This window comes from Cupriavidus sp. MPR-AND1C (genome assembly GCF_058809705.1).
Map to the genome: position 1 here is coordinate 1 of NZ_JBXASU010000069.1, position 24959 is coordinate 24959.

Sequence of the window (24959 nt, forward strand, 5' to 3'; positions counted from 1 at the left end):
GCGCTGATCACCGTCAAGGCCCTGTACGAGCTGCAACGCGTGCAAGGCCGCTATGCACTGGTGACCATGTGCATTGGCGGTGGCCAGGGCATCGCGGCGATTTTCGAACGACTCTGAACCTGAGGCTGCCTTGCGGCGCGTAGCGACTCTGTCCCTGCCTTTATCCATGTCCTTGTCACTTCCCGTTTCCCTGTCCCTGTCCCTGGCAGCCGGGCTGGCCGCGGCAACGCTGGCCGGCGCCGCACTGGCCGCCGGCGGTACCGAGCTGTCCACGGGCACGCCCGGCACCGCCAATGCCGCCAGCGATGCCAGCCAGGTACAGGGTTTCGGGATCAACCAGGCCATCCGCGAGGGCGAGTCGCGGCGCGGCGCGCAGCTTTCAACCGGGCCCGTGCCCAAGGCGCTCGCGCCGCGGCCGGAGTACGCTTCGCTGCCGGTCTACGTGGGCACGCTCGGCGACCAGCCGGTGCGCCTGCGCCTGGGCCCCAAGCCCGACGAGCGCGACAGCGTGCGCGGTGAGTACAGTGTTGGCCGTGCTGGCGGCGTGCGCTTGCTGGCCGGCGAATTCGAGAACGGCGCTTTCCTGATGGAGGAGTCCAATGACGGCACGCACGTCACGGGCAACTGGGAAGGCAGCATCGACGATGCCGGCATCGTGCACGGCAACTGGACCGACCCGGTCAATCCGGCCATCGTGCTCCCCTTCATGATCCGGCCACTGGGCGTGCTGGTGATCCCGCCCTTCGACATGACCCCCAACAGCGGCATTACCTACGCCCCGCCCGCACCGAAGTCCTCGATCTCCGGCCGGTAGCGCCCAAGCCGAGGTGGACAGGGGCAGGCCCGCCAGGTAGGCCAACGCGCACCCGAATGCTGGTAAGCTCAAACGTTCATTGAGTTATCGCCAGACAAGGAATCGCCGTGTCCGACCGCCAGCCACCCGAGCAGCCCGCTTCCCAACCCGCCTATCTGGCGACCGTGGCCGTCCAGCCAGAGCTGGATATCGCGCCGGGCTTCGCCTCGTTTTCCCAAGCTACCCATCGTGGCTCCACCGTGGTGTTCCGCAACCTGGCGGAGCTGCGCGCGCATGGCGACGGTGCCACCACCTACTGGCGCTATGGCCTGCATGCTACGCCCACCAGCGAGGCGCTGTGCCAGCACCTCGCGCTGATCGAAGGCGCGCGCCATGCGCTGCTGCTGCCGTCAGGGCTGGCTGCGATCTCGCAGGTCTACTTCGCCTTGGTCAAGTCGGGCGACGACGTGCTCGTCCCGGATAACGTCTACGGCCCCAACCGCGAGCACGGCGAATGGCTGGCACGGGACTTCGGCGTCTCCGTCCGGTACTACGACCCCATGATCGGCGCAGGCATTGCCGGGCTGATCCGCTCCAACACCCGCTTGATCTGGATGGAGTCGCCAGGCTCGGTGACGATGGAAATCCCCGACACCGAGGCCATCGTGGCCGCGGCAAAGGCGCGCGGGGTGCTCACCACCATCGATAACACATGGTCCGCCGGCGTGTATTTCCGGCCGTTCGACAAGGGCATCGACATCTCGGTGCAGGCGCTCACCAAGTACCAGTCGGGCGGCAGCGATGTACTGATGGGCGCCGTGCTGAGCACCGACGACAAACTCCATGACCGCATCAAGCGCGCCCGCATGCTGATGGGCTGGGGCGTGTCGGCAGACGATTGCTACCTGGTGCTGCGCTCGCTGCCGAGCATGCCGGTCAGGCTGGCGGCGCACGACCGCGCCGCGCGCGAAGTGGCCGAGTGGCTGACCCAGCGCCCGGAAGTGGTCAAGGTCTTGCACCCGGCGCTGCCGGACTGCCCCGGCCACGACTTCTGGCGGCGCGATTTCAGCGGCGCCACCGGCCTGTTCTCGATTGTGCTGCACGCACGCTACACGCGTACCCAGGTCGATGCCTTTGTCGAGGCCCTGCGCCTGTTCGCGATCGGCTGGTCCTGGGGCGGCGCGCATAGCCTGGCGTTGCCGTACCACGTCCAGACCATGCGGCCCCAAGGCAGCTGGCCGCCCGTTGGCTGGGAGAACACAGGCGAGCTGGTGCGCCTCTATATCGGGTTGGAAGACACCCGCGACCTGATCGCCGACCTGCGTGGCGCGATGGAGTCGCAGCTGGTGGCATGACAGGAAAAGGGCCGCCCCGGACGGTGTCCGGGGCGGCCCTTTTTCGGCCGGGCGTCAGTGCGCAAACAGTTGCAGCAAGCCATCCAGCCCAACGTGGTTGAACGCCACGCTGGCCTGCGCACGCACCACCGGCTTGGCCCGGAAGGCCACCGACAGTCCGGCCACGGCCATCATCTTCAGGTCGTTGGAGCCATCGCCCATGACGATGGCCTGGGACGGATCCGCGCCGATCTGCGCACACACTTCCTGCACCGTGCGGGCCTTGACGTCGGCATTGACGATCTCGCCCAGCACCTGGCCCGTGAGCTTGCCATCGACGATCTCCAGCGTATTGGCGCGGGTCACGTCGAGCTTCAGGCGGGGCTTGAGTTTATCGGTGAAGTGCACGAAGCCGCCCGAAACCAGCAGGGTGCGCATGCCCAGGGCCTGCACGGTCCGCAGCATGGTTTCCGCGCCGGGCGACAGGCGCAGGCGCTCTTCATACACGCGGTCCAGCACACTGGCGTCCAGCCCCTTGAGCAGGGCCACGCGGCGGCGCAGGCTCTCGTTGAAATCAGTGATCTCGCCGCGCATGGCGGCCTCGGTAATCGCCGAGACCTCCGCCTTGAGGCCGCAGAAGTCTGCGATCTCGTCGATGCACTCGATGGTGATCAGCGTGGAGTCCATATCCATCGCCACCAGCTTGAAGTCCGAGAGCTTGCGGCCGGCGGGCACGATGGCCCAGTCGATGCTGCGCGGGCCGCAGTAGGCGTCCAGCGCTTCGCGCAGGGCGGGCGTCAGCACGGCGCTGGCATCGGCGGCTGCCACGGTCTGCGCGCGCAGCGCGAGCGTGGGAGCCTGGGCGATGGCGCGGACGGCGTCGATATCGTTGGCGGACAGCGGGGCGGGACTTTGCAGAATCAGGGACATGGCGCGAATGCAGGGCCGGGCCGGGCGGCCGATGGCGGTAAATGCGGGATGCGAGCCGCGGCGGCGGCGAAGACCGCTATTGTATATGCCCGCGCCCATGCGGCGCAGCCGCCGCCCGAAAGCGCCAGCGGCTGCAAGGCGGAATCCGTGCGGGCGGATGTGTTCTATCGTGCTCGTCGAGGCGTGGGGCCGGCCCGCAGGCCAGCCGTCATCGCACTACATCGCACTACATCGCACTACGCCACTTGCGCGTTAGCTTCGCACTGCGCGGCCAGCTCGCTCAGCACCAGCGTCTCATGCGCCAGCCCGGCGGCCAGCGACAGCACCCGGTTCTGGATCTCCGGGTTCAGGTCGCCGAAGACGCCGGATTCCGCATAGTCACTGGCCAGGAAGAGCAGGGCGCAGAGCTGGGCCGATTTCTCGACGGCCAGGCTCAGTGGGGTTTCGCAGAGCACCCGCATGCTCAGGTGGATATCCGCATTGCGGTATTCGGCGGTGAGGCCGTGGCGGGTGTGCTGGCGGGGGTTATCCATTGGGCGCCTCCTTGTGCTTTGCTCGCGCTTTGCGGAGGACGGTGATGGAAAGGGGTAACGCTGAGCATGCGGGTGGGAAGCCGGAATGGTCGAATGCAAAGAGGCGCATGGTGCGGTCTCCTGTCAATGAAAACGCCAGGCGGTGGCGCGGTCCGCCTTTGTTCGGGCTTCCAACCCCGGTCGCTGTGGTTGCAGCGACGAGAGAGTATAGCGCGCGATTGTTGAGTGGCGCTTTGTGTCGGGGCGGTCGGTACTGCATCTCAGATGCCATGTGGGAAATGTGCGGTACAGAGAAAGAAGATTCTCAGCACAGATTCCGACCTGTCTCATTGATTTCAGTGATGCAGTACGTCCAAATGGGGGAGGCGCATTCGCGCACATGACCCATCCTGAGGGAGATCGTATGCAGGAAGACAAACAGCCCGTCGACATTTGGATGCGTTCCTTCCGGGCACCCACTATGGATGGTCGGACCTCGGCTGATCGACGGAGATACTCTTTTGGGAAATCAAGTGAGCAGGTGGCGCTTCGTCGTGACGGCCGCATTCGCCGGCGTCGGCTTGGCTAGTGTCGTCGGATCTTCCGTCATTGATGCGTACCTCTGTGACGCGTTCCTGCGGCTATGCACGCCACGGCCTGGAACATGCGTTGGAATAGACGTGTGCCCTGCTGATGCACGGATGCTGTTTGGCTTGATTCTGTTGATACCCGTTCCACCGGTTCTGTTTGGCGTGTTGGGGTTTATGCTGAGCACGCGCGTTGAGAGAACCGGCCTGCTAGTTGTGGCGTTGGTGGCGGCGATTCTCACGCATTGGGTAGTGGCATTCGCCGCCACTAGAATTGTTGCGCTGTAGCGATTCAGGGTAGGGCCCTGCTTACTGCTTCTCGCCCGCTGAACCGCCCCGGGTTTTGAGGAGTTCCATTCTCTCAAGGGGGGCTCCTCAAAATCCGGGGCGGTTCATAGCATCCGATCACGCGCGGGAGTGCAGCCTGGCGAGGGCCGGCAATGGCCGTGGGCCTGTCAGAAATTTTGCCTTTTTGCGCATTGCATTGATTCCATGCGCGTACCGCATTTCCGAGGTAAGCAAATACGGAACCTGGGCGATGGCGGTGATCATGTACAGCAACATCAGGGGATCGATCTCTTTCAGTCCTGCCGTCAACGTGGTCACATGCCTGATCGGCGTGACTGTTTGGTCATGCCGCGGACGAATGAACTTCTGCGCCATCCACTGAGGCGCGCCGAGTCGCGGTTGGCTTCCTGCATCATCAGGCGCGCGTGTTCAGGGTGGCGCGCACAGTACCGGACGTAGGTGTGGATGTATTCCTTGACCGCATCCAGTGAAAACCCTTCCGAACCCGGCTCGGGCGCTATGTACTCTTTCTCCGCGTGTGCGAAGTCGCAACGAAAGCGAATCCCCGTCGCCGACAGGATCATGGTTTGTACTGGGGCCGGGAGAGGAAATTCGCACTTGACATGGGATCAAACTGGTTGATAAATTATCCGAGCGGATAATTTAGTGGCGGGCGGAAACCCACGCGGGCAAATTACGGTGAGTACGTGAGCCTTCCTGGTTGCCCCCTTTCTGCCGCACGATGGCGGCGCATAGTGATCTCGTGCTTGTGAGGCAGGCTTATGACGGCAGCAAATCCATGGGATCTCCTGATTCCTAACAATTTCTGTGTGCTTGCGGATCCCGTACCGCCTCGGCCACCGGCGTCGCCGTTCAATGTCCCGTGCGCGGATCCCGACGCGCGCGCCCGCGAAGCCGAGGCAAGGGCTTCGCCAAAGTCGGCGACGAGCGGCCGATGCCGCCAAACTGGAACGTCTATGGCGGCGAAGTCATTCCGCTCAGGCCGGGAGAGACCCTGCACGTGAATGCGATGCGCATTGGCTATACGCCGGTCCAAATTGACTACGTCGACGGCGGCGCGACGGTGCAGAAGGCTCCTTATCGCGCGCATCTTTACTCATACAAGTTCGCAAATGCGGAGATCCTCCATGAGCCTGCACAAGCCAGTCCGTTGTCGCTACCAATCGGGAGCAAGTCGTCTCGGCATCTATGGCGCCTTTGCGCTGCTGATGCTTCTCGGGGTGTTGCTCAACGCCGGTCCTGTACATGCGCAGACGCGCTCAGAGCCGTCAGCAGCCAGTCAGTTTCCTGCAAAGCGCCCCAATGTCCTGATCATCGTGGCAGATGATCTGGCATGGCCTGATGTGTCCGCCTATGGGCGCAACGCTGTGCATACGCCGAACATTGACCGGATTTCCCGTCGTGGCGCGGCCTTTTCCAACGGTTATGTGGCGGCTTCCGTCTGTGCGATGTCGCGCGCGGCCCTGCTAACGGGGCACATGCCGCAGCGCATTGGATTTCACTACAACATCGACGACGGCGATGCCAATCCCGAACAAGGATTGCCGCTAACGGAAACGACCATCGCCGATCGCCTAAAAGGCCACGGCTACCGTACGGCGGCAATCGGGAAATGGCATCTCGGCTTTGCGCCGCAGTTCTATCCGACGAGGCGCGGCTTCGACGAGTTCTATGGCTTCCTTGGCGGCGAGGCTCAGTACGCGGATCCCGGCACCCCCGGAATCGTTACAACGCCATCCAAGCGCGATAAGGCGTTCAAGCGAAATTCTGCCGCGGCTATCGTAATGGGCCCCGATGCCACGCCGGTGGGCAACCAACGCCGCTACCTCACTGAGGACCTGACCGACAGAGCTGTCGACTACATTGATCGCAACGCCAGCGGCAATGCACCGTTTTTTCTCTATCTGGCCTACAACGCACCGCACTGGCCGTTTCAGGTTCCGCAGAGCTACTACGATCGCTTTGCCGGAATCGAGGACCCGATCCGGCGTACCCAAATCGCCATGATCTCCGCGTTGGACGATGGTATCGGGCGAGTCCTGGACGCACTTGAGAGAACGGGCACGCGTGACGACACCCTTGTCATCTTCGTCTCCGACAATGGTTGTCCGTTGCAACTGGGTGCTTGCGACTGCTCCCATCCGCTAGGCGCGGGGAAGTTCACTTACGTCGACGGTGGCATTCGCGTGCCGTTCCTGATCTCCTGGCCGCATGGCATGCCGGCAGTGGGGACTGTCGACACGCCGGTTTCCAGTCTTGACGTGGTCCCTACAGTATTAACGGCCGCCGGCATCGACCTGCCGTCGGCGGAGCCATTGGAGGGGCTGAATTTGATCGCTGCTGCGCAGGGAAGGACATCCGAGCAACCGCGTGTGCTTATTTGGGGGCAGGACCCAGTGTTTGCTGCACGTGAGGGCAAATGGAAGCTGTGGCAATCGATAAAGCGCAACCAGGTCGAACTCTATGACCTGGAGGCTGATGCAGCCGAACTGAAGGACATTTCAAAAGACCACCCCGAGATCGCCCAACATCTCGTCTCAAAGATTACCGCTTGGCGCGCAACATTGCCGCCGCCGTTATGGCCGCGCCGCTTCGCCAAGCAGTTGCCCTCGTGCAAAAAGGAAACCACATGGGTGTACTGACGCAGCACGCTTTCATTTTCTATCGGCGGTGACTGCCAACCAACGGAAGTCTTGAAGTCTCACGCGATTTACCCGAGCCTTAAAGGAAGGACCGTCGCCATCGCTGATGGAGGAAGCGGAATCGGCGCGGAGATGGTGGGTGCATTCGTCCGGAGGGGGGCCGGGTTCATTCCATCGACCTGGCCGAGGAGGACGCACTGCACCGTTTGGCGTGGCTCCGGTCGAGTGGTGGCGATGGCTAAAGGAGCGACTGCTCGACCGGTTGAATCCGCAAACTATCTCGGCCGTTCAGGCCACGGTACATTCAATGACATCTCCTTCTGCACTTGTGACTCTTCAAATAACGCTTCATCTCACGAATCGGAGGACTTGATCCGCATTGCCTTAGGCGGCAGTCTTGCGCCCCACGCCGCGGATAAGCTGCGAAACGCGACCCATGTACTGGTCGAAGAGCTGGTTCGCCTGCGCCTGATTGTCGATGGGGTGCGCGACCGCGCGGCCTTCGGCTTCCAGCTTGGACCGGATCTCCGGCTTCGCCAGCGCTTCGCCGATCGCCTTGCGCAGTACTGCGATCCGGTCGGCAGGTGTGCCCTGCTTGACGAAGTAGCCCCCGCTGATCGCGTATTCGAAGTCGGGGACCTGCCGGCTTTGCGAGATCAGCGGAATATGCTTGAGCGGCGCGGGCAGCGACCTGGAGAAGCTTGTCAGCACCTTGAGCCGGCCCTGTTCCTGCATGCTGTCGAAGCTCGATTGGTAGGGCAGGATGGCAAAATCCACCTCCCCGCCGGCAAGGCCCTGCAGCGCGGGGGCCGCGCCCTTGTAGGGCACGTGCAGGAAGGGCGCGCCGATGCGGGCACCGAGTGCGTCGCCCATCAGGTGATAGATCGAGTCGATGCCGACGGTCGCGTAGGTCAGCGGCTTGCTCTTGTTCTGTCTTGCCACGTCCAGGAACTTGTCCAGCGAGTCGGCCGGGATGCCGCTGCGGATGAGGAGCACGATGCTGGCGTCGCTGATCGGGGCGGCAAGCATGAAGTCCTGAGGCTTGTAGCGGGCCGCCGGGTTCAGCAGCGGGGAGAGGAACACTTCGTTGATCGAGCCGTGGAAGAAGGTGTACCCGTCAGCCGGCGCGGCCAGCACCTTGTTGGCACCGATCAGCCCGGTGCCGCCTCCGTAGTTTTCGACGACTACTTGTTGCTTCACGCTCTTGCCGATGGATTCCCCGAAGATGCGCGCGGACGTATCGCTGGCGCCGCCGGCGGGGTAGGGAACCACCAGCGACAGCGGCCGGCTCGGGAAGGTCTGCTCGGCAAAGGCGGGCAGGCCGGCGAGTACCGTCGAGCCTGCGGTCAGGCCGGCGTATTGGAGAAAGCGGCGGCGCGTCTGTGTGGTCATGGTTGTCTCCCGTTATTGAATTATTGAATTTGTCAGGCGAGGTAGCTTTGCGTCAGGCTGGCCCAGAACGCTGCGCCCACCGGCAGGGCCCTGTCGTTGAAGTCGTACAAGGGGTTGTGGACCATGCAGCCGCCATCCTGGCCGAGGCCGTTGCCGAGCCGGATGTAGGCGCCGGGGCGATGCTCCAGCATGCAGGCGAAGTCCTCGCTGCCCATCACGGGTCCGCGGGACACGACGTTGTCCTCACCCAGCAGCCGGACCGCCACTTCCCGCGCGCGCTCCGTCTGGCGGTCGTGATTGACCAGCACCGGATACTTGCGCTCGTAGACGACCTCGGCCTGAAGCTGGAAGCTCTGGGCCTGAGCCGCGACGAAGTCCCGCAGGCGCGTTTCGATGTAGGTGCGCACCTTGGGGTCGAGCGCTCTTACCCCGATCTTGATCGTCGCGCTCTCAGGCACCACGTTGTAGGTTGCGCCCGCCTGGATGGAGCCCACGGTGATCACCGCCGACTTCAGCGCGTCGATCTCGCGGCTGACGATGGACTGCAGTCCGAGCACCATGCTGGCCGCGCCCTGCATCACGTCGATGCCATGGTGTGGCATGGCGCCATGGGCCGAGCGGCCGGTCAGCGTCACCGTGGCACGGTCGAACGAGGCCATGGCCGGACCGGCGATGAGGCCGATCTGGCCAACCGGCAGGCCGGGGGCATTGTGCAGGGCGTAGATCTCATCGCAGGGGAAGCGCTCGAACAGACCGTCCTCCAGCATGCGCAGCGCGCCGCCTTCGTTTTCCTCGGCGGGCTGGAAGATCAGGTTCAGCGTCCCGTTGAAGTCGACGGACTCGGCCAGATACCGCGCGGCGCACAGGAGGATGGCCGTGTGGCCGTCGTGCCCGCAGGCGTGCATTTTTCCGGGCAGGGTGCTGGCGTAGTCCAGCCCCGTCTTCTCCTGGATAGGCAGCGCATCCATATCGGCGCGGATGCCCAACGTCCGCGTTCCCAGGCCCTTCCTTAGCCTGCCGACCACGCCGGTCGTACCCAGGCCGCGATGGACCTCGTAGCCCCAGGCTGTCAACAGTTCCGCGACGAGGTCGCCGGTGCGTCGCTCTTCGAACGCCAGCTCGGGATGCGCGTGGATCTGGCGGCGAATCGCGACGAACTCTGGCGCGATGGCCTCGATGGCCTCGATGGATCGTCTCAAGTGGGCGGGGGCGGATTCGGTCATGGTGGTCGTCGATCAAGGTGATTCACGCCATTATCTGCAGATGTGTCCGTCGCATCCATGACAGCCGAAGGGGCGAATTGTTGTATAAATGACAACATTCGAGCCACAACATTTGAGATGTCGGTGCCATGGAAGAACGGATGGGAGACGTGCTGGATCGGAAGCGGGCGCTTTGCCTGCTCCAGATCATCGAGACGGGGTCGGTGCGCGGCGCGGCGGATGTGCTCTCGGTGGACCCGTCGATGGTGAGCCGCGCCGTGGCCAAGCTGGAGCAGGACACGGGCCTGACGCTGCTGGAGCGGCGTGGGCGGGGCGTCGTCGTCACCGACGCCGGGCACATGCTCGCCCTGTTCGCCCGCCGCCAGCAGGACCTGCACGACACATTCCTCGCCGAGGTCAACAGCCTGAAGAACGCCCAGCGCGGGCACATCGAGCTGATCTTTGGCGAGGGCTTCATCGACATGGTGCTCGAGCCGGTGCTGCGCGACTTCCTGATCGGGCATCCCGACGTGACCTACAACGTCCGGGTGGCCGGGACCGAGGAAACGGTCCGCTGCATCGTGGAGGACATGGCACACATTGGCCTGGTGTTCCAGCCGCCCAACGACGCGCGCCTGCGCTCGCACTATTCGCGGCTGTCCCCGATCCGTGTTCACGTGAGCAAGGGCCACCCCCTGGCGCGCCACCGCAGCGCGCTGACCTTGGCGGAACTGGCGCCGCACCAGGGCGCGGCGCTGGTCGAGTCGTTCGGCGTGCGCAAGCACGTGCAGGCAGCGGAGCTGGACGAGCACATCACCCTGAAGCCGATGCTCGTCACCAACTCGTTCAAGGTGCTGTGGGAATTTGCGGCGATGGGGCTCGGCTACATCATGACGCCGCGCTCGATTCCGCTCAAGGGCGCACAGTTTGCCGATCTGGTATCGCTGCCGCTTGCCAATCCAATCCTGAACAACAGCCGGATCCACATCGTCACGCGAGCCGGACGGCCGCTCTCCCCGGTCGCCAGCAGTCTGTTGCGGCACGTGGTCAAGGCGTTTCCGAAGCTCTGACGTCAGCGGTTCGGGGCGTTTGCGTCGAGAGCACTCGGTCTGGCGAGACGCTAGCTCGGATATGTCACGCAGCGGCGCACACGGAGGTCGGCGCCATAGGTGCACAACGGGAACAGGCTTTTCAACGTTCAGATAAGCAATGTCGCCGTATGACGCATCACGTATTCGATGAAAGCATGCACCTTGCGTGACTGCCGTCGATTGATTGCGTAGACGAAGTGAATCCCGGCGTCCTGCAATGTGCTCATCGATGGGAAGTCCGGTAGCAACCGAACCAGCCGCCCGGCAGCCAGCGCGTCGCGAACCAGCCAGTATGGCAGCAGAGCGATGCCCAATCCGGCCAGGGCGCTCTCCAGCAATACCTCCACGGCGTTGGCCACCAGATCGCCTTGTGGCGCCACTTCGATACATCCTTCGCCGTCGGGCTTCGCAAAGGTCCAGGCAACCCGCTCTCCGGAGCGACGGTAGCGCAAGCAATTGTGATTGAGCAGGTCTGCAGGCAATTGCGGTGCCGTTCGCCCCCGCAGAAAGTCAGGGTGACACACGAGCAGCCGCCGATAGCGCCCAAGCGGTCTGCTGACAAGACTGGAGTCGCCAAGCGCTCCTATTCTGATGGCCAGGTCAGTGTCGGTCTCGACCAGGTCGACATAGTCATCGGTAAGCGACAACTCCAGCGTGACCTTTGGGAATGCCTCGAGAAACGACGGAATCAGTGGCGTCAGCAAGCGCTTGCCAAAGACGCGGGGCGAACTGACCTTAAGCCGCCCGCGAGGTGCATCGGCGAACGACGCAATGCTCTCGTTGACGGCATCCAGTTCAGCCAGCAGGGTGTCCAACTGTTCCTTGTAGGTATGGCCGGGCTCCGTCAACGTCAACCGGCGGGTCGTGCGGGTCAAGAGCTTGACGCCCAGATGGGCCTCGAGCGCATCGACCTGCCGGGACACGCTGGAAGCAGCGATGCCCAGGAGCTCGCTGGCGTCGGTGAAGCTCAGCGTCGAGGCCACCTTCTGGAAGACGCGCATCGCTGCCAGCATGTCCATGCTTGCGTTTCCGTTGGCTGTTAGTTGGCCGGCGCGAACAGGTGCTCGGCACCGTCAGCAAATTTGCTGGGATTGAACTCGATGACTTCATATCGCGCCAGCCGTTCGCGGTAGAAAGGGTCCTCTGCCAGCACCGCGTCCAGCTGCGGGCGATCCAGATTTCGCGCCAGAATAACACCTCCGATGCGCGGTATCTGGGGGCCCGACACCACAAAATGACCGGTGCGATAGTTCCGGTCGAGAAAGTCGCGATGTTGCTGCATGAGCGGGTCGATTGCCGACAGGGGTTGAACGTAGTGCAAAAGTACAATGAACATGATGCCTTCCTCAAACAGTCAGGATGATCTTGCCGAGACTCACGCCGGATTCGAGATGCCGATGCGCCTGTGCCGCCTGCTCGAGGGGCATCACCTGTTGGACTTGGGGTCTGACAAGGTCCCGCATCAGGAGATCTCGGACATGCTCAAGGTCCCTGCGACCGCTGCCCCGGCAACCCAGGATCTCCAGGCGGCGAGTAAACAGTGCCTTCAGATCCATCGGCGCCTCTGTGCCGGTCGTCACTCCGCCGAGTACCAGTCGACCGTCCATGGCAAGTGACGCTACCGATTGCTCGAAAGTGACCGCACCCACGTGCTCGAATACGAGATCCACGCCACGGTCGCCCGTCAGCTCGCGCACCTGCTCTGCCATGTTCGGTCCTGCCAGCACCACTGCGGCAGCACCAGCGCGGCGCAACGCCTCGTCGGTATCGGCTGTGCGGCCGATCGCAATCACCCGAGCGCCCATGGCACTGGCCAGCTCTACTGCGGCGTACCCAAGGCCACCGTTGGCGCCCAGGATCATCACCCATTCGCCTGGTGCCAGCCGGCCACGACGCAGCATTGACGCGGCCGTAGCGTAGGTGAGGGCAAAGCTCGCGCCGCGGACGTAGTCGATCTGCTCAGGCAATGCCATGGCATTGCGGGCAGGGACGCGGACAAACTGCGCGTATCCTCCATCAATGGTCGAGCCGACCGTACCAAACCTGCTGCAGAGGTTGTCTTCGCCACGCAGACAGTGGCCGCACTGGCCGCATGACAGGATAGGGGCCGCGAACACGCGCTCGCCGATGCGGCTGCTATCGACGTTGACGCCAACGTCCACGATGTCTCCGGCGAAGTCCGTGCCGGGAATGCGCGGCAAGGGTACCTGGAATACGCTGCCTTCACGCAGGAGAAGATCGAGGCGATTGACGCCAACCGCATGGACCCGAATGATGAGGTCGTCTGGCCCCGGGGCCGGCATGTCGACATCGACGATGGCAAGAGATTCTGCAGGGCCGTGCTTCTGGATTTGTACCGCTTTCATTTGAACTCCGAACTGTGGTGATGAGACAGCGGAGTCACTGTACGGTGCGCCCCCCCGAGTAAAAAGTGGATCGGCTGCAGAAGAGAATTCGGTCGTGCGCAAAAGTCGCCCGGGTCATGCCGAACGAAACTCGCCTATCGAGCCAGATCACGTCGACATCCGTATTCGGCCATGTGGACGGCGCGCGGCCGAGCCGATCGACCATACCAAAGGATGATTGGTATATCAGACGCGTTGCGAAGATACTCAAGCAAAGCCAGCTTACCAACATCCAACATCCCACATCGTGCAGTGGAAGCAGGAACCATGACACCCGGCACCGCCCAGGTTGGATCGACACCCTATCGCACGAACATATCCAGTCATTGAAGGATATGACCCCCCCCTGAGGATGACCGCGTACGGTCTAGCACAGACGCAGAGGAGTAGTCATATCCCTCACCGTACTCCGGGGTGTCTGCTCAGCGGATTCATGAATTCAAAATATTTGAATGATGCGTCCTTGATTGGATCACTTTTAGTAAAACTATCGCCGCTATAGTTACGTCAATGGCAGCGCAACAACAAATGTTCGCTGCCAAAAAACATCAACCAAATTGAATGAAATAGAACGGAGAAAGCGCCATGTCCAACGCCAAGCTCGAAGTCCTGACCCCGCACAACAGCCAGATCATCTTCATCGACCATCAGCCCCAGATGGCCTTCGGCGTGCAGTCGATGGACCGCCAGACCATGAAGAACAACGTGGTCGGCCTGGCCAAGGCGGCCAGGATCTTCGACATCCCGACCACCATCACCACGGTCGAGTCTGACTCGTTCTCGGGTTATACCTACCCCGAACTGCTCGACGTGTTCCCGGGCAAGCAGACGCTCGAGCGCACCTCGATGAACTCATGGGACGACCAGAAGGTACGAGACGCACTGGCCGCCAACGGCCGCAAGAAGGTGATTGTCGCCGGCCTGTGGACCGAGGTCTGCAATACCACGTTCGCGCTGTGCGCGATGCTCGAAGGCAACTACGAGATCTACATGGTGGGCGACGCCTCGGGCGGCACCACCAAGGAAGCGCACGACTACGCGATGCAGCGCATGGTGCAGGCTGGCGTGGTGCCGGTGACCTGGCAGCAGGTGCTGCTTGAATGGCAGCGCGACTGGAAGAACCGTGACACGTACGACGCGGTCATGAAGGTGGCCAAGGAACACTCGGGTGCTTACGGCATGGGCGTGGACTACGCCTACACGATGGTCCACAAGGCCGAGCAGCGCACCGCCACGAAGCACGAGTCGCTGGCGCCGGTCCATGCGCAGGTGATCGAGCGCTAGTACTGCATTCGCGGGCTGGACGATCCAAGGGACGTCCAGTCATTTCAGAGACCGGGCCAACAGCCCACTTCAATCCCGACTGACGATGAAGCGCGTAAGGAAGATTGCCAGCAAGTGGGAGTTCGCCGTATTCGCGTTCGCGAGCGGATTCTTGAAGCATGCCCATACGTCATCTTCTCTCGGCATCCTCGCCGGCACGCTGGCGGTGGGCGGATTGATCGCAGATCGCGGCATGAGAACAGATCGCGGTCTCAAATGAACAAGAATGAACAAGAGAACTCCCATGTCCAAACTACCGTTGCTCGACCCCGCCGATTGCGCCTTGATCCTCGTTGATGAACAGGCGGGCCTTGCGTTCGCCGCGGGTTCTCAAGACCCCCAGATTCTGCGCAGCAATGGCCTTGCGCTCGCGAAGACGGCGGTCGCCTTTGACTTGCCGGTTGTGGTCTCCACTTCGGCCTCGAAGGTCTACAGCGGCCCATTGATGCCGGCTTTCAGAGACGTGCTGCCAGACGTCACGCCGATCGAGCGCCGCAACATGAACCTTTGGGAAGACGATGCGGTGCGCGGCGCGATTACGGCTACCGGAAAGCGTACGCTGATCATCGCGGGCATGCTGACGGAGGCCTGCGTGAGCTTCCCGGTTCTTTCAGCGCTGTCCGAGGGATATCAGGTATACGTCGCGGCCGATGCTTGCGGTGGGCTGACACCAACGAGCCATGATCTTGCGTTGCGACGGATGGCTTCCGCCGGCGCAGTCATGACTTCCTGGCTCCAGGTCCTTCTCGAATTCCAGAGGGATTGGACCCGTCATGACACCTATGAGAAGGCTCGCTCGATCGTGGTCGAGCATGGCGGCGGGTATGGCACGGGCCTCGCCTATGCGCGTGACATGATCAAACCGACATGAACGTCCTCAATGCAGGCGTTTGACGCTCTGCGCGCTGCCAGGTGATGGATCGGCGTTCCGAGTCCGTCAGCAAAGCGCCCACTTCTGCCGGGAGTGTAATCGCGATGAACCCGACTACCGTCGATCCGCAGGAAATCGTGACGAGCATCATTGTCCACGAGGTGGAGCCCGACGCCGCCGAGCAGTATGAAGCGTGGCTCGCGGACATCCGAGCCGCAAGCGCCAGGTTTCCCGGCTACCTGAGCACCGATGTGATACGTCCGGTCGGCACGAGCCGCGAGTATGCGACCATCGTCCGCTTCGCCGACTTCAGGAGCCTCGACGCCTGGATGGAATCCGATGTGCGCCGCCAATATGTTGAGAGAATGTGGTCATCGCTGCGGCAGGGCGATCGGCACGAGATCAGGACTGGCCTCGATTTCTGGTTCACGCCAAAGAACGCAAAGGTCAAGATCCCAACCGCGTGGAAGCAGTGGCTCATCACGTGGAGCGCCATCCTGCCGCTCAGCATCGTCGTGCCATGGGGCGTCGTGCCGGTGCTTGCGCGCTGCAGCGGCGCTCAGGCCGCGCGCCTTGCGTTTGCGCGTGTCGTCATGCGTGCGCCGAGCATGGCGCCACCTTATGACGCCGCGTAGCCACGGCCAAATTTATCTCACTGCCGGACATAGAGAAAGCCTGCCCCCTGCCGGTGATGGATTGCTCGGCTTGCTAACATTTGTTTCGGGCGTCCGTGGAACCGTGGTCATATCCTGTTGCGACTTCCTCGAGGTATCTAGGAGGAAATTGTTGCTCTGGCGTAACCAGGGGAACTCCTTGCGCCATGGCGCTCCCGGCCAGACCCTTACCCTACTCGATGGTGCCAACCGGATGAGGGTGGCGGGATCTCCGGTGTGCGCCACCGAACGGCCGGAGGCGCGGCCCAGCCGGTTAATCATGGTCTCTTCATGACTCTCCGGCCGTATAGCGCGGCTTCTTGCGCTTACAGCTTCTTTGATCCAGCTCAAATCTGTGAGTGGTTCATCAGCTACCTTGCGAACATGGTCATGTACGCCCCGTGCCCCGTCCTTTTTGAGCGGTGTGGACCTTGACCGTTATGACCTGGAGTTTGTCGTCCTGTTGGGAGCATCGTGAAGCGGAAAATCGACGTTGCTGCATATTCTTGGCGGGTTGGACTGCCCGACGTCCGGGACCGTCGAATACGGGAAGCATGACCTGGCACACGCGGATGAGGCCGGTCTTATCCTCTGCCGCCGCGAACACGTCGGCTTCGTATTTCAGGTCTACAATCTGATTCCGAGCTTGGCGGGGCTGGAGAACGTCGCACTGGTGGCCAATATTGCCGAACATCCCATGAATCCGCTCGATGCCCTTGAGTTGGTAGGGCTATCGGCGCGCAAGGACCACTTTTTAGCGCAACTCGCCGGCGGAGAACAGGAGCGCATCGCCATTGCCCGGGCCGTCGTCAAGCAACCAGACATTCTTCTCTGCGACGAGCCGACTGGAGCGTTGGACTACAGCACGGGGAGGCTTGTACTTGAGGTTCTTCAGCGCGCAAATACGGAGCAGGGGGCAATCACTGCCGTTATCATCCATAACACAACCATCGCTGCAATGTAGCCGCGCGCTTCACTATGCTATCGCGCGCGTTGTGGCGGCTTCGCGCCCAGGTTGCTGCCGCGGCGCTGGTCGTCGCGCGCCGTGCTGGTGCCGTCTTGCCGTCGAACGGGCCGGACGAGACGAGCGCGCGCAACTTACAGCGGCTCCTCTATGGACTCGATGCCATACTGCGGCTGCGTTGCGCGCAATAAGATGAGTTTGATTTTGTCTTGGGAGGACGGGGATGAGCGATATCGCAGGCTTGCTTGTCCTTGCCGTCGTGGTCTTTGGCTTGAATTTGATGCCCGCCTTTGCACCGCCGACTTGGATGGTGATGTCATGGATAGGATTTTCACTGCCGGAGGCCAATCCCGCGCTTCTGGCGCTTGCTGCGGCATGTGCAGCGACTACTGGCCGCCTGGTTTTGGCTCAGATGGCCTTTACACTGGTGCGCCAGCGCTGGATGCGTGAGGATGACAGGCGGAACATTGATGTAGTTGGTCAGTGGCTGGGGCGCCGCAAAAGCATGACAATGGGGTTCATGCTTGCCTATGCCTTCAGCCCATTCCCCTCGAACTATCTCTTCATTGCCTACGGCCTCACAGGGATGCGGCTCTGGATGATTGGACTGCCGTTCTTTGCCGGACGCCTCATCAGCTATTTCATGTGGACGCATCTGGCCCAAGTGGGCTCGCGCTATCTGGACACGGATGTTGATGGGGCCTATTTCGGCCTGTACTTCGTTCTTTCGCAGCTGCTTCTTCTGGCGGCCGTGTACCTTTTCACAAGAGTGGACTGGGTATGCCTGCTGCATGAGCGACGCTTACGTTGGCGACGCTCACGGAGACTATCTTCTCCACCGTGACGAAGCAACGTGCGTCGGAACCTAGCCGATTCGGGGTGCCTGTCGGTCGAGCCGCGGGTGTCCGGTACAACGCATCGCAATCGAAGTCGCCAGGCCCGCTTACACGCGCTTCTGCATCGCTGGCGCAACAAGCAAACGGTCGATGCTTACTTGCAGGCCGTCTTGCCAGCCCGGAACCGGGGAGCGTAGCTCAAGGGACGAACCCGCGCCGCGCACAATCGCTTCGACGATAGCAAGGCCAAGTCCGCTGCCCTTGGCTGCCGTCGCGCCACGCTCGAAAGGCTTTGTCAGACGATCAAGTTCATCGTTCGGCAGCACCGGCCCGTGATTCCTCACTGTGAGCGAACCGGTGGCCAGCAGCGAAATCCCCACGGTTTGCCCAGGTGAGCCGTGCTTTTGGGCATTTTCGACCAGATTGCGCACGACAATGGCAAATGCGTCCTGATCAATCCACGACGGAACGGGCTGGTCGGGCAGGTCAAGCTGAATCGGGTTCGCAGAGGCCACGCGCCGAAAATCCTCGACTACAAGTTCCAGTACTGGTCGAAGATCCTGCGGCGCGTCCCCGAGCACGCGCCCATTTTCCGCCTTCGCCAGTTGCATGAGTCTTTCACTGACCCGCGACAGCGCGTGCAACCCCCGTTCGATGTTTTGTACTCGCTCTCGCACTCGGTCGGAAGGCGCTTCGGCCATGAGGCGCTGCGTCTGCGCAAGGGCTGCGGCAATCGGTGTGCGCAACTCGTGCGCGCTATTGGCAGTGAAGCTACGCTCCGCGGCCAGCGCGCGGTCCAGGCGAGCCATCAGGTCATTGACCGCGTCGGCGATCGGTGCGACCTCCGTCGGCAGTTCCTCTCTTTCGAGCGGTGTCAGGTCGTTCTGCCCACGTGCAGCGATGCTGTCGCAGAAGCGCCGGATTGGCCGTAGCCCGGTGCGGACAATCAGCCAGATGCCACACAGGCCCACCGGCAGAAACAGGATGAGGACCCTGGCGACCGCTAGCGCGGCTTCAATCACTGCATGCCGGCGCGTGGCGAGCGGCTCCGCGATCATCAGGGAGATCGTGCCCTGCAAGCCCGGCTCGGCATAGATCCGGTGCGACGCCGTTGAAGTGAAGCCCGCTTTCAGATCCGACGGGAAGATGACCGTATCGGCATCGTGCGATCGCAGCAAAAGTCTGCCCCTGTCATCGCGAACCGCGTAGGTCAGCAATTCGTCGTGTGGACGAACGGCTGCGATACGGCGGCTGCCATCGTCATCGCCATCCGCATCACGCCCGACGATATCCATGATGGCGAGTGGCAACAGGCGCTGCGCCGCTTCCTGCAACGCACTGTCCGACATCCGATCGACTTCGTGGCGCAGCACGTAGAATGAAGCGGCCGCGGCCGCGAGCGACAGCACGGCGAGCCCTGCAACCAGTGCTGCCGCGAGTCGACCTTGCAGGCTGCGCAGCATGGTCAGTCCTGCTTCAGCCGATAGCCGAGCCCACGCAAGGTCTCAATGACATCGGCACCAAGCTTCTTGCGTAGGCGGCTCATATGTACCTCGATGGTGTTGCTGCCAATTTCTTCGTTGAAGGAGTAAAGGCGATCCTCCAGCCGGCTCCTTGATACGATCATTCCCGGATGCTGAATCAGCGCTTCGAGAAGTGCCCATTCACTGGCCGTCAGGTCGATGCGTGCGGCACCGCGCATCACGCTGCGCCCCACCGTATCGATACGGAGTCCGCCGAGCTCGACCAGGGGATTCGGATTGCCCGAATACCGGCGTGACACCGCGCCTACCCGTGCGGAAAGCTCTGACAGGTCGAATGGCTTGACGAGATAGTCATCCGCGCCGGCGTTCAGGCCGGCGATGCGGTTCGATACCTGATCGAGCGCAGTCAGGATGATGACGGGCACGGTCGAACCACGCGCGCGAAGCTCTCGCAGGAAGTCGAGCCCCCGACCGTCGGGAAGCAGCAGATCGAGTAGGACTAGGTCGTAGTTAGCAGCAGCAAGGTGTCGGCGCGCCTCGGCGAGGCTGGCCACGAAGTCGGTCGGATGTCCGTCTTTCTCGATCTGGTCGCGAACGGCCTCCCCGAGCCAAGGCTCATCCTCGATGAGAAGGACTCTCATTAAGATCTTCCTGATAGGTGTCTCGCGTGACTTTGCCACGCGAACCTGTCGCGAACATGAAGAAAATTCTTTGTGCCCGCAAGCTTGGCTTCAGGTTTCAGGTGCATTGTGGAGTCCAAGGATGCGAACGAGAGATGTTAGTCATGAAACACCTGAGAATAGCCAGAAGCCTGATGCTCACCATGTTTGCACTTGTCGGCGCTGTCGGCATCCATCCCGCACAGGCGCACGACAGCGACGATTGCGAGGCGCCAGTGAATGCCTGGAAGCCGCGTGACGCTGTCCGGACGATGGCGCAGCAAAAAGGCTGGCAGATCGACAGGCTCAGGATCGACGACGGTTGCTACGAGGTCAAGGGGCATGATGCCGATGGCCGGCCTTTTAAGGCAAAACTTGATCCTGTCACCCTTGACGTCGTCCGCATGAAGCGTGAAGACGCCGACCGCGGCGGAGCACGCGGACGCCTGCCGGACGCGAATACTGGCAGGCCACCGGCCGACGCACCCCACGAAGGCTTGCTGAAGCCGGGCGCGAAGCCCCAGGTCCAGATCCGCTGACCCCTTATTGCCGACGCACCGCGTACCTCATCGGCGTTGCCCCTGCTGAATCAGCGGCAGGCCAATGCGACGGGTGCGATGGCCCCCTTTTTGCCCAAATCAGGAGAATCCCGATGAAACACGTAATCTCGATCGCCGTGCTTGCCGGCGCGCTTGCCGCGCCTTCACTGGCATCCGCGCGTCAGGTTTCGTTCGAAACGCAACTGTCGAGCTATGGGGGAGATGGCGCTTACGTTGCCATGTATGTCACCGATCGCACCGGACGGTACCAGGGCACGCTATGGGTGGCAGGGCGCAAAGCCAAGTACTACCGGCATCTGCGCGACTGGTATCGCGCCACGGGCGGCACCGCAAAGGTAGACGGCATTACGGGCGCCAGCGTCGGCGCAGGCAAGACGCTGCGTGCGACGCTGGATCTGTCCGACACGCTGCTCGACGCCGGATATGAGGTCCATATTGACACTGCGGTCGAGGACATGAAGGAGTACCCGTCCGAGGTCGTCGTGCCGCTGACCACCTCGGGCGCGAACAAGACGGTCAAGGGTAGCGGCTATGTGAAGTCGTTCCGCTATTCACTGTAACCGGGGCTCGACGAGGAGGTGCCCGATGTTACGTAAGCTCCATTCAATCCCCGGTCTCGTCGCCGCATTGCTGATGACGATCGTCGCCTTGACAGGCGTGGCGCTATCTGTGAATCCGGCACTTGAGCACGCAAGTGCCGTCCGCCCAGGCCAGGCTCCGCTCAGCGTTGCAACGCTCGCCAGCCGCGTGAGCACCTCGGTGCCCGATGTCGAAACACTCATACGCCGGCCGTCAGGGGCGATCATCGCGTACTACCGGGCCGGCGGCGAACAGCGTGCATCGATCATTGATCCCGCTAGCGGCAAGGCTGTCGGCGATTATCGACCCTCGCCTGTCGAGCGTTGGCTGAGGAACCTGCACCGCAAGCTCTTTCTCGGTGACGCTGGCCGGATCGCCACCGGTGCAACTGCAGCTTTCATGCTATTCGCGGCGTTCTCCGGGCTTGTATTGCTCGCCCGCCGGATGGGCGGGTGGACGCATATCCTGGCCCCGATCCGGGGTGATGGGTTGCAGCGTTTGCATAACGAAACTGCACGAGCCGCGCTTGCCGGCCTCACGCTGTCCGCGATGACCGGAGTCCTCATGTCGTTGACGACGTTCGGCGCGATCCCGGAAGGCGGCGCGCAGCAGCCCGTCCTCAGCGTTTCGGCAATCACCACGCCCCCGATGCCACTGCGGCAGATGCCCGCACTGGCAATAGATGTCTCCAGCCTGCGTCAGTTGACGTTTGCCAACGCCGCCGACCCGAGCAGCATCATCGAAGTGAATACGACGGATGGAGCCGGTTATGTCGATCCATCGTTAGGCAGATGGCTTGCCTTTCAGCCCGCCGACGCCTGGCAACGTGTGCACGGGGTTGTCCGCATGCTGCACACGGGCGAAGGACTATGGTGGCTTGGTCTGATTCTCGGCGCATCGTCGGCGTCGGTGCCGTTGCTGGCCGCAACCGGCCTGCTGCTGTGGCTGCGTCGTCGACGGGCCATGCCGAAGCTCGCCCGCAACGTGCCGGCACGCGACGCGGATACTGTGTTGCTGGTGGGCACCGAGGGCAATAGCACGTGGGGCTTTGCTTCGGCACTGCATGCAGCGCTGACCCAGGCTGGCCTTCGCGTGCATGTTGCGCCGATGAACGATTTTGCAGCCGGCCGCAGCCTGCGGCATCTGCTAGTCCTGACTGCGACCTACGGTGACGGCGATGCACCGGAGAGCGCCATACGATTCCTGCCGAAGCTCGGACGCCTGACGATCCCTGGCGGGGTGGCGTTCGGGGTCTTGGGCTTCGGCGACCGCCAGTTTCCTCATTTTTGCGGCTATGCGCGAACGGTTCATGACGCGCTGACCGCCAGGGGGCTGGAAGCACTGACCGAGCCGGGCACGGTTGACCGGCAATCTGAACCCGAATTCCGGCAGTGGTGCACGGGGCTAGCCGAAAGGCTCGGCGTGTCGCTGGATATCCGCTACACACCATTGCTGCCGCCCACGATACCGCTCAAGCTCGTCTCACGTGATGACTATGGTGCGGATCCGGAGGACAGGACTTCAGTGCTGCGTTTCATGCCTGCCGAGGGGGCAAGATTCTGGGCCACCCTGCGACGGCCACGGCTGCCTCGGTTCGAGACGGGGGATCTGCTCGGCGTCGTGCCGCCGGGCGCCACCTCGCCCCGGTACTACTCGCTCGCGAGCGCGACGGCGGACGGCCTGGTCGAGATCTGCGTGCGGCGTCATCTGAACGGCGTGTGCTCCGGGTATCTCACAGGCCTGCGGCCCGACGACACGATTGAGGCATTCATGCGGCCGCACGCGTGCTTTCGGCCGGGTGCCGGTAGCGCGCCCGTGATCCTGATCGGGGCCGGTACCGGGATTGGTCCGCTGATCGGTTTCATCCGGCACAATGCGGCCCGCCGTCCCATGCACCTGTATTTCGGTGCGCGCAATGCTGACGATGGCTTCCTGTACCGCGACGAGCTCAAGCACCTCGTAGCCGACCGGCGGCTGCAGGCACTCACGACTGCCTTCTCACGTTCCGGAAGCCGGAGCTATGTGCAGGAGCGCCTTCTCGCGGATACACAGAGCTTGCGCACCCTGGTTACGCACGGCGCGCAAATCATGGTGTGCGGCGGCCGCAGGATGGCGGAGGGTGTCGCGCAGGCGTGGGAACGTATTCTGACGGATACCGGCTTGTCCGTCGCACAACTGAGAGCGCAGGGACGCTATGTCGAAGATGTCTATTGAGGCGTTGCCAGACACGCAATTCAAGCTTTGGCGCGTGAGCGGTGCGACGATGGGAACCCGCTACACGGCGGCCTTCCATACGTCGCCGAAGGCGGACGAAAAGGAACTGGCGGCGCGGCTTGCTGCGGCGCTTGGCTCGGTTGACGAGCAGATGTCGAACTGGAAGGAAAGCTCCGACTTGTCACGGTTGAATCGTGCCGAGCTGGACTGCTGGGTGCCGGTGTCCAGGAATCTCGCGGCTTTGCTCGCACGTGCGATGGAGATCGGCAACGATACGCACAACGCCTTCAACATCGGCGTCGGCGGGCTTGTCGGTTTGTGGGGTTTTGGGCCATCGGGCGAGCAGCGTGCACCTCGCCCAGGCGCGGTGCACACGTTCAAGGCAAGCCCATGCCCGTCTGTGAGCGAACTGATTGACGTGGATGTGCAACGGTGCCGGGTGCGCAAGCGGGGACCCGTTGCGCTGGATCTGTGTGGTATTGCAAAGGGGTTCGGCGTCGACGAACTTGCACGCGTGTTAAGCGAGCACGAGATCGACTCATGGCTTGTCGGCATCGACGGTGAAATGCGCGCGTGCGGAAGCAAGCCGGATGGGTCGCCGTGGGCGATTGCGCTTGAGGCCCCGGATTACGAGCGGCACGCCGCAATGGGCGTGATCGAACTGAGCAACGCCGCTATCGCGACGTCTGGCGACTACCGCCACTGGGCTGACATCGACGGTGTGCGTATCTCGCACACAATGGATCCCCGAACCGGCGCGCCACTGCGCAGTTCCGTTGCGTCGGTGACGGTCATTGCACCGACATGCGCGGACGCGGACGCCTACGCGACAGCCTTGCTGGTGCTCGGCGCGCAGGCGGGGCGAGATTATGCTCAGCGCAGGCGCCTCGACGCACTCTTCGTCGTACGCGACGGCGATGCGCTGCGCACGATCGGGACCGGCTACTTTGCCAATGCGCGCTAGGATCCTGGCCAGTTTTTGCTGCCGGTATGCGCTGTTGCCATACGCCCAGCGCGGCGATGTCTTCCGTGACGGCATTCCGGTTGCAGACGTCATCCAGACCTGGCTCGACGTCTCGGCTCACCTTGCACGCGGCGCAGAGCAGGCGGCGGAACTGGAACACGGGATTCTTGCAAACGCTGTCGAAGAAAGCGCTTGAGCGACCTCATCGAAATTACCCAGGCGGCTAGCCTTGAAGCTGATCGAAAAAGGAACTTGAATTCCTAGACGCGGACCCAAACCGGGGCGGAGGTGTTAGAGGCGCCATCCTGAGTTCCGTCTCAGATCAAGTCGTTGCCAGGACGGGTCGTCCAGTGCCGCAGGAGCGCGATCGGTCCGATGGTGACGGACTTACGCAGTCGGCCCCTATCGTGACCGGTAATCGGGGCCGCTGTCGAAATCCAATGGGGACAGGTAAATGCCGATTTCAAAAGCCTTGGCATCGCGATGTCGTCGCTGTTGGCCGCGCTGGTGGCAGTGGGTTGCGCGACACAGACGGAACCTGGGGAAGACCGCGTGCGGATCATGGAGCAGCGGAGCATTCCCTACGCTTGTGCCAGAGATGATGAAGCCGGTAGGCGGGCCATGGAAGATGACTGGCTACTTTGCACAAGTACGA

Annotated in this window: 25 protein-coding genes and 1 pseudogene; 16 read left to right on the top strand and 10 right to left on the bottom strand. The window is 62.5% G+C overall.

Annotated features, from left to right (window positions below; all coding sequences use genetic code 11):
• From AC1RWI_RS27975 to AC1RWI_RS27985, 3 genes are all read left to right on the top strand, one after another.
• Positions 1-117: hypothetical protein (locus AC1RWI_RS27975; protein ID WP_492382552.1), on the top strand; the 117-nt coding region annotated here is incomplete at its 5' end.
• 49 nt (positions 118-166) lie between these two features.
• A complete protein-coding gene (locus AC1RWI_RS27980) occupies positions 167-814 on the top strand; it encodes a hypothetical protein (RefSeq protein WP_492869932.1) in 648 nt (215 codons plus the stop codon).
• Between the two features lie 107 nt (positions 815-921).
• Positions 922-2148 carry a cystathionine beta-lyase gene (locus AC1RWI_RS27985; RefSeq protein WP_492869933.1) on the top strand — a complete coding sequence of 409 codons (1227 nt, stop codon included), beginning with the start codon at positions 922-924 and terminating at the stop codon, positions 2146-2148.
• Between the two features lie 54 nt (positions 2149-2202).
• Here AC1RWI_RS27985 and serB read toward each other — a convergent pair whose 3' ends face one another.
• From serB to AC1RWI_RS28000, 3 genes are all read right to left on the bottom strand, one after another.
• Positions 2203-3057, bottom strand: coding sequence for a phosphoserine phosphatase SerB (gene serB, locus AC1RWI_RS27990; protein ID WP_492869934.1), 855 nt, complete (start codon positions 3055-3057; stop codon positions 2203-2205).
• A gap of 236 nt (positions 3058-3293) precedes the next feature.
• Positions 3294-3590 carry a hypothetical protein gene (locus AC1RWI_RS27995; protein ID WP_492869935.1) on the bottom strand — a complete coding sequence of 99 codons (297 nt, stop codon included), beginning with the start codon at positions 3588-3590 and terminating at the stop codon, positions 3294-3296.
• 971 nt (positions 3591-4561) lie between these two features.
• Positions 4562-4819: a hypothetical protein gene (locus tag AC1RWI_RS28000; protein ID WP_492869936.1), complete on the bottom strand. Its 258-nt coding sequence runs from the start codon at positions 4817-4819 to the stop codon at positions 4562-4564.
• Between the two features lie 773 nt (positions 4820-5592).
• Between AC1RWI_RS28000 and AC1RWI_RS28005 the strand changes: the two genes are divergently transcribed.
• On the top strand, positions 5593-7107 hold the full coding sequence (locus tag AC1RWI_RS28005; protein ID WP_492869937.1) for a sulfatase family protein: 1515 nt from the start codon (positions 5593-5595) through the stop codon (positions 7105-7107).
• Between the two features lie 384 nt (positions 7108-7491).
• Here the strand turns inward: AC1RWI_RS28005 and AC1RWI_RS28010 are convergent, their stop codons facing one another.
• The gene (locus AC1RWI_RS28010) at positions 7492-8499 is read right to left on the bottom strand and encodes a Bug family tripartite tricarboxylate transporter substrate binding protein (RefSeq protein WP_492869938.1); all 1008 of its coding nucleotides are present in this window, start codon (positions 8497-8499) and stop codon (positions 7492-7494) included.
• 32 nt (positions 8500-8531) lie between these two features.
• On the bottom strand, positions 8532-9722 hold the full coding sequence (locus AC1RWI_RS28015) for a M20 aminoacylase family protein (protein WP_043345357.1): 1191 nt from the start codon (positions 9720-9722) through the stop codon (positions 8532-8534).
• Positions 9723-9862: 140 nt separating this feature from the next.
• Between AC1RWI_RS28015 and AC1RWI_RS28020 the strand changes: the two genes are divergently transcribed.
• Positions 9863-10771, top strand: coding sequence for a LysR family transcriptional regulator (locus AC1RWI_RS28020; protein WP_043351598.1), 909 nt, complete (start codon positions 9863-9865; stop codon positions 10769-10771).
• 128 nt (positions 10772-10899) lie between these two features.
• Here AC1RWI_RS28020 and AC1RWI_RS28025 read toward each other — a convergent pair whose 3' ends face one another.
• The 3 genes from AC1RWI_RS28025 to AC1RWI_RS28035 are packed head-to-tail and all read right to left on the bottom strand — an operon-like array spanning position 10900 to position 13158.
• Entirely contained in the window at positions 10900-11811 is a 912-nt protein-coding gene (locus tag AC1RWI_RS28025; RefSeq protein ID WP_492869939.1) for a LysR family transcriptional regulator, read from the bottom strand.
• Positions 11812-11831: 20 nt separating this feature from the next.
• On the bottom strand, positions 11832-12128 hold the full coding sequence (locus tag AC1RWI_RS28030; protein ID WP_043345361.1) for a YciI family protein: 297 nt from the start codon (positions 12126-12128) through the stop codon (positions 11832-11834).
• 10 nt (positions 12129-12138) lie between these two features.
• A complete protein-coding gene (locus AC1RWI_RS28035) occupies positions 12139-13158 on the bottom strand; it encodes an alcohol dehydrogenase catalytic domain-containing protein (RefSeq protein WP_043345364.1) in 1020 nt (339 codons plus the stop codon).
• A gap of 624 nt (positions 13159-13782) precedes the next feature.
• Here AC1RWI_RS28035 and AC1RWI_RS28040 point away from each other — a divergent pair.
• From AC1RWI_RS28040 to AC1RWI_RS28065, 6 genes and pseudogenes are all read left to right on the top strand, one after another.
• Positions 13783-14481, top strand: a complete 699-nt coding sequence (locus tag AC1RWI_RS28040; protein WP_492869940.1) for a hydrolase — start codon at positions 13783-13785, stop codon at positions 14479-14481.
• Between the two features lie 85 nt (positions 14482-14566).
• A complete protein-coding gene (locus tag AC1RWI_RS28045) occupies positions 14567-14740 on the top strand; it encodes a hypothetical protein (protein WP_492869941.1) in 174 nt (57 codons plus the stop codon).
• A 24-nt stretch (positions 14741-14764) separates the two neighbouring features.
• Positions 14765-15391, top strand: coding sequence for a hydrolase (locus tag AC1RWI_RS28050; RefSeq protein ID WP_492869942.1), 627 nt, complete (start codon positions 14765-14767; stop codon positions 15389-15391).
• A 104-nt stretch (positions 15392-15495) separates the two neighbouring features.
• Positions 15496-16026: an antibiotic biosynthesis monooxygenase gene (locus tag AC1RWI_RS28055; protein WP_492869943.1), complete on the top strand. Its 531-nt coding sequence runs from the start codon at positions 15496-15498 to the stop codon at positions 16024-16026.
• A 433-nt stretch (positions 16027-16459) separates the two neighbouring features.
• Positions 16460-17005 (top strand): annotated as a pseudogene (locus AC1RWI_RS28060) (ABC transporter ATP-binding protein); the annotation flags it as partial.
• Positions 17006-17240: 235 nt separating this feature from the next.
• Entirely contained in the window at positions 17241-17852 is a 612-nt protein-coding gene (locus AC1RWI_RS28065) for a hypothetical protein (RefSeq protein ID WP_419188880.1), read from the top strand.
• 99 nt (positions 17853-17951) lie between these two features.
• Here the strand turns inward: AC1RWI_RS28065 and AC1RWI_RS28070 are convergent, their stop codons facing one another.
• Positions 17952-19307: a sensor histidine kinase gene (locus tag AC1RWI_RS28070; RefSeq protein ID WP_043345372.1), complete on the bottom strand. Its 1356-nt coding sequence runs from the start codon at positions 19305-19307 to the stop codon at positions 17952-17954.
• Positions 19308-19309: 2 nt separating this feature from the next.
• Positions 19310-19969 carry a response regulator gene (locus tag AC1RWI_RS28075; RefSeq protein ID WP_492869944.1) on the bottom strand — a complete coding sequence of 220 codons (660 nt, stop codon included), beginning with the start codon at positions 19967-19969 and terminating at the stop codon, positions 19310-19312.
• 143 nt (positions 19970-20112) lie between these two features.
• Between AC1RWI_RS28075 and AC1RWI_RS28080 the strand changes: the two genes are divergently transcribed.
• The 5 genes from AC1RWI_RS28080 (at position 20113) to AC1RWI_RS28100 (ending at position 24500) form a co-directional block, all read left to right on the top strand.
• On the top strand, positions 20113-20526 hold the full coding sequence (locus AC1RWI_RS28080; protein WP_043351604.1) for a PepSY domain-containing protein: 414 nt from the start codon (positions 20113-20115) through the stop codon (positions 20524-20526).
• 113 nt (positions 20527-20639) lie between these two features.
• Positions 20640-21107, top strand: coding sequence for a DUF2271 domain-containing protein (locus AC1RWI_RS28085; RefSeq protein WP_043345375.1), 468 nt, complete (start codon positions 20640-20642; stop codon positions 21105-21107).
• Positions 21108-21132: 25 nt separating this feature from the next.
• Positions 21133-23340, top strand: a complete 2208-nt coding sequence (locus AC1RWI_RS28090) for a PepSY domain-containing protein (protein ID WP_492869945.1) — start codon at positions 21133-21135, stop codon at positions 23338-23340.
• On the top strand, positions 23321-24304 hold the full coding sequence (locus tag AC1RWI_RS28095; RefSeq protein ID WP_492869946.1) for an FAD:protein FMN transferase: 984 nt from the start codon (positions 23321-23323) through the stop codon (positions 24302-24304). The genes AC1RWI_RS28090 and AC1RWI_RS28095 overlap by 20 nt, the downstream gene beginning before the upstream one ends.
• Entirely contained in the window at positions 24294-24500 is a 207-nt protein-coding gene (locus AC1RWI_RS28100) for a hypothetical protein (RefSeq protein ID WP_492869947.1), read from the top strand. The genes AC1RWI_RS28095 and AC1RWI_RS28100 overlap by 11 nt, the downstream gene beginning before the upstream one ends.
• Positions 24501-24959 lie beyond the last annotated feature (459 nt).

Bases quoted from the DNA above. Each gene is read 5' to 3' on its own strand.
- AC1RWI_RS28030 (WP_043345361.1), bottom strand. From the start codon at position 12,128: ATGTTCATTGTACTTTTGCACTACGTTCAACCCCTGTCGGCAATCGAC.
- AC1RWI_RS28085 (WP_043345375.1), top strand. From the start codon at position 20,640: ATGAAACACGTAATCTCGATCGCCGTGCTTGCCGGCGCGCTTGCCGCG.
- AC1RWI_RS28005 (WP_492869937.1), top strand. From the start codon at position 5,593: ATGAGCCTGCACAAGCCAGTCCGTTGTCGCTACCAATCGGGAGCAAGT.
- AC1RWI_RS28080 (WP_043351604.1), top strand. From the start codon at position 20,113: ATGAAACACCTGAGAATAGCCAGAAGCCTGATGCTCACCATGTTTGCA.
- AC1RWI_RS27980 (WP_492869932.1), top strand. From the start codon at position 167: ATGTCCTTGTCACTTCCCGTTTCCCTGTCCCTGTCCCTGGCAGCCGGG.
- AC1RWI_RS28055 (WP_492869943.1), top strand. From the start codon at position 15,496: ATGAACCCGACTACCGTCGATCCGCAGGAAATCGTGACGAGCATCATT.
- AC1RWI_RS28010 (WP_492869938.1), bottom strand. From the start codon at position 8,499: ATGACCACACAGACGCGCCGCCGCTTTCTCCAATACGCCGGCCTGACC.
- AC1RWI_RS27995 (WP_492869935.1), bottom strand. From the start codon at position 3,590: ATGGATAACCCCCGCCAGCACACCCGCCACGGCCTCACCGCCGAATAC.
- AC1RWI_RS28015 (WP_043345357.1), bottom strand. From the start codon at position 9,722: ATGACCGAATCCGCCCCCGCCCACTTGAGACGATCCATCGAGGCCATC.
- AC1RWI_RS28000 (WP_492869936.1), bottom strand. From the start codon at position 4,819: ATGGCGCAGAAGTTCATTCGTCCGCGGCATGACCAAACAGTCACGCCG.
- AC1RWI_RS28020 (WP_043351598.1), top strand. From the start codon at position 9,863: ATGGGAGACGTGCTGGATCGGAAGCGGGCGCTTTGCCTGCTCCAGATC.
- AC1RWI_RS28090 (WP_492869945.1), top strand. From the start codon at position 21,133: ATGTTACGTAAGCTCCATTCAATCCCCGGTCTCGTCGCCGCATTGCTG.
- AC1RWI_RS28035 (WP_043345364.1), bottom strand. From the start codon at position 13,158: ATGAAAGCGGTACAAATCCAGAAGCACGGCCCTGCAGAATCTCTTGCC.
- AC1RWI_RS28040 (WP_492869940.1), top strand. From the start codon at position 13,783: ATGTCCAACGCCAAGCTCGAAGTCCTGACCCCGCACAACAGCCAGATC.
- AC1RWI_RS28045 (WP_492869941.1), top strand. From the start codon at position 14,567: ATGAAGCGCGTAAGGAAGATTGCCAGCAAGTGGGAGTTCGCCGTATTC.
- AC1RWI_RS28075 (WP_492869944.1), bottom strand. From the start codon at position 19,969: ATGAGAGTCCTTCTCATCGAGGATGAGCCTTGGCTCGGGGAGGCCGTT.
- AC1RWI_RS28100 (WP_492869947.1), top strand. From the start codon at position 24,294: ATGCGCGCTAGGATCCTGGCCAGTTTTTGCTGCCGGTATGCGCTGTTG.
- AC1RWI_RS28070 (WP_043345372.1), bottom strand. From the start codon at position 19,307: ATGCTGCGCAGCCTGCAAGGTCGACTCGCGGCAGCACTGGTTGCAGGG.
- AC1RWI_RS28095 (WP_492869946.1), top strand. From the start codon at position 23,321: ATGTCGAAGATGTCTATTGAGGCGTTGCCAGACACGCAATTCAAGCTT.
- AC1RWI_RS28025 (WP_492869939.1), bottom strand. From the start codon at position 11,811: ATGGACATGCTGGCAGCGATGCGCGTCTTCCAGAAGGTGGCCTCGACG.
- AC1RWI_RS28050 (WP_492869942.1), top strand. From the start codon at position 14,765: ATGTCCAAACTACCGTTGCTCGACCCCGCCGATTGCGCCTTGATCCTC.
- serB (WP_492869934.1), bottom strand. From the start codon at position 3,057: ATGTCCCTGATTCTGCAAAGTCCCGCCCCGCTGTCCGCCAACGATATC.